At 74.0% G+C, this 3,848-nt stretch carries 1 protein-coding gene; it reads right to left on the reverse strand.

What is annotated here, in order from left to right; genetic code table 11:
• The coding region (locus tag LZ017_RS21660; protein WP_241399012.1) for an amino acid adenylation domain-containing protein at positions 1–3,848 on the reverse strand (3,848 nt) is incomplete at both ends.

Raw genomic sequence — 3,848 nt, forward strand, 5'->3', positions numbered from 1 at the left:
CGCAGACGGGCCTCGGCGTCCTCGTCCGCCGACAGGTCGTGCTGCAGCAGCACGAAGTCCGCGTGGGCGGCGACGCACTGCAGCACCTCGCCGTCGCGCGCGACGAAGCGCGTGCGCAAGGCTTCGTGGCGCTGCACCAGGCGGCGCAGCGCGCCGCGCAGCGCGGCCGGGTCCAACGGCCCCGCCAGCCGCAGCGCCACGGGGATGTGGTACGCCAGGCTGGCGCGCCGGTCCATCTGCGCGAGAAACCACAGCCGGCGCTGCGCCGGCGACAGCGGCACGTCGCCGCGCCGCGCCGTGGGTTCGACGACGGGCAAGGCGCTGGCCCCGGCCTCGGTGACCGCCGCGGCGAAGCGATGCAGCACCGGGTGGGCGAACAGACGCGCCAGCGGCAGCTCGACCCCCAGGCGCTCGCGCAGCCGCGAACTCAGCTGCACGGCGAGCAGCGAATGCCCGCCGAGCGCGAAGAAGTGGTCGCCGCGGCCCACGCGGGGCAGCTGCAACAGCTCCGCCCACAGGTCCGCCAGCGCCTGCTCCAGCGGTCCCCGCGGCGGCTCGTAGGCCTGCTGCGCATAGGCCGCGCCGTCCGGGGCCGGCAGCGCGCGCCGGTCCAGCTTGCCATGGGGGGTGAGCGGCAGCGCGGGCAGCGGCACGAAGGCGGCGGGCAGCATGAACTCGGGCAGCTGGCGCGCCAGATCCTCGCGCAGCCGCAGCGGATCCACGTCACCGGCCACATAGGCGACCAGGCGCGGGTCTCCGGGCCGATCCTCGCGGACCACGACCGCCGATTCGCGCACGCCCGGCTGGCGCGCCAGCTGGGACTGGATCTCGCCCAGCTCGACGCGGAAGCCGCGCAGCTTGACCTGCTGGTCGTTGCGGCCCAGGAATTCCAGCTGCCCGTCGGGCCGCCAGCGCGCCAGGTCGCCGGAACGGTACATGCGCGCGCCGGGCTGGGGCGTGAAGGGATCGGGCAGGAAGCGCTGGCGTGTCAGCTCGGGCTGGTTGAGGTAGCCGCGCGCCACGCCGGCGCCGCCGACATGGATCTCGCCCGGCACGCCGACGGGCACCGGCCGGCCATGGCCGTCCAGCAGATAGACGCGCAGGTCCGGGATGCGTTCGCCGATGGGGCTGGCGTCGCCGCCCTGCGCAAGGTCGGCCGCGACGATGGGCCGGTAGCTCACATGCACCGTGGTCTCGGTGATGCCATACATGTTGACCAGCCGGGTCCCCGCCACATCGTCGCGCGCGAACCAGCCGGCCAGGCTGGCCGGCTCCAGGGCCTCGCCGCCGAACACCACCAGGCGCAGGCGGTGGGGCCGGTCGCCGCGCTGGCCCATCAGCTGGCGGAAGGCGCTGGGCGTCTGGTTCAGCACCGTCACGCCCTGCTCGCAGAGCAACGCGTAGAAGTCCTGCGGCGAGCGCGTGGTTTCCTGTGGCACCACGACCAGCCGGCCGCCCTGCAGCAAGGCACCCCAGAGTTCCCAGACCGAGAAGTCAAAGGCGAAGGAATGGAACAGCGTCCACACATCGTCGGCGCCAAAGCCGAACCAGGGCGCGGTGGCGCCGAACAGGCGCGTGACCTGGCGATGCTCCACCATCACCCCCTTGGGCTGGCCGGTGGAGCCAGAGGTGTAGATCACGTAGGCGAGGTGCTGCGGCATCACCGGCGTCTCGGCGGGGTCCAGGTCGCTGGCGGGCAGCGCCGCCCAGGGCGGCTCGGGCGCGTCCACGCAGACGCGCGTCAGCGGCGCCGGCAGCTCGACGGGCAGCGCGAGGTCCACGCCCGTCAGCAGGGCCATGGGCGCGCAGTCCTGCAGCATGAAGGCGAGCCGCTGCGCGGGATACGCGGGGTCCAGCGGCACATAGCCGGCGCCGGACTTCAGCACCGCCAGCAGCGCCACCACCAGATCCAGGCCGCGCTCCAGGCAGACGGCCACGCGCTGGTCCGGGCCGGCGCCGAGCGCGCGCAGATGGCGCGCGAGGCGGTTGGCCCGCGCGTTCAGCTCGCGATAGTTCAGCGTGGCCGCGCCAAAGACCAGCGCCACCGCATCCGGGCGGCGCTGGGCCTGGCGCTCGAACAGCCGGTGCAGGCAGGCCGACTCCGCCGCGGGCTCGGCCACCTGGTTCCAGTCCTGCAGCACCCGCCGCCGTTCCTCGGCGGGCAGCAGGTCCAGGGCCACGGCCGGCGTGTCCGGGGCCTGCTCCAGCGCCTGCAGCGTCGCGTCCAGCGCGTTCAGCAGCAGGCCGCCCAGGCGCTGCGGGCAGACCGGGCGGGCCGCCTGCAGGCTCCATTCGAAGTCCTCGCCCAGATCGTCGACCGACAGGCACAGCGGATAGTTGGTGCGCTCGTGGGCCGAGAGCATCTGCACACCCTGCGTCGCGTCGGCCGCTTCGTGGGCGATGCGCACCACGCTGTGGCGATAGTTCAGCAGCGCCGAGAACAGCGGCGTGCCGGTGGGCAGCGCGCTGCAGCGCTGCGCCAACGCCAGCGGCGCATGCTCGTGGGCCATCAGTTGGACCAGATCGTCCTGCGTGCGCCGCAGGCCCTGCAACACCGTGACGCCATCCAGGCGCACGCGCAATGGCAGGGTGTTGATGAACAGGCCCATGCTGCGCTCCACGCCCGCGCCGCCCTGCATGCGGCCGAACAGCACGGTGCCGAAGACCACGTCGTCGCGCCCGGTGCCGGCCGCCAGCAGCTGCGCATAGGCCCAGTGGAACAGGCTCGCGGCGCTGAGGCCGTGGGCGCGGGCCTGCCGGCGCAGCCGCCGCGACAGCGCGGCGGGCAGGCGCAGGCGCTGCTCGTCGACCGCGCTGCCGTCGCCCCGCACATCGGCCAGCCCGAAAGGCGTGGTCGGTTCCGACAGGTCGCCCAGCTGGGTGCGGAAGAAGTCCTCGTGCGCGCGCGCCGCGCCGGCCCGCCGCGCCCGCGCGACAAAGGCGCGGAAGGGCACGGGCTCGCGCAGCGCCTGCGGCTCGCCGGCCTGAATCAGCCGCACCTCCTCGAACAGCAGGTCCAGTGTCGTATGGTCCAGCACCAGGTGGTGCAGCAGCAGCTGCAGCAGCCAGCCCGGGCGCGCCGCGTCGCGCGCGATCAGTCCGCGCAGCAGCGGCGCCTGGCACAGGTCCAGCAGGTAGCGCCGCGGATCGGCCGCGTCGCGCAGCTGGGTCAGCACATCGCCCGGCGCCAGCGGCGGCTGTTCGATCACGAACGGCGCGCGGCGCCACACCACCTGCACCGGCTCCGGCAAGCCCTGCCACAGCACCGCGGTGCGCAGCACGTCGTGCCGGTCGATGACCTGCTGCAGCGCGTCGACGAAGGCCTGCAGCCGTTCGCGCGTGTCGAAGGCCAGCGTGGTCGAGGTCAGGTAGGGGTCGCCCTCGGTCTGCAGCAGGTGGTGGAAGAGGATGCCTTCCTGCAACGGCGCCAGCGGATACAGGTCCTGCACGTTGGCGGCCCCGCCCGGCACGCGGGCCACGATGCGGTCCAGCGCGTCCTGGCTCAGGTCCACCAGCGGCAGCATGTCCGGCGTGAGGCGCTCGCAGCCGGGCGGGATGGCGTTGGGCGGCACGGCGTCCTGCGGCGCAACCTGTGGATCCGCCTCGATGGCCGCCGCCAGCGCCGCCAGCGTCGGCTGCGCGAACAGGCTGCGGATGTCGGCGCGCAAGCCCTGGGCGCGCAGCCGCTCGATCAGCTGCACCGCCAGCAGCGAATGCCCGCCCAGCTCGAAGAAATGGTACTGCCGCCCCACCCGCTCCAGCTGCAGCAGCTCCGCCCACAGCCCCGCCAGGGCCTGCTCCACCTCGCCCCGCGGCGCCTCGTATGGCCGCTGCGCGAAGGCCTCGCT

The organism is Pelomonas sp. CA6 (genome assembly GCF_022549225.1).
Taxonomy (GTDB): Bacteria; Pseudomonadota; Gammaproteobacteria; order Burkholderiales; family Burkholderiaceae_C; genus Roseateles.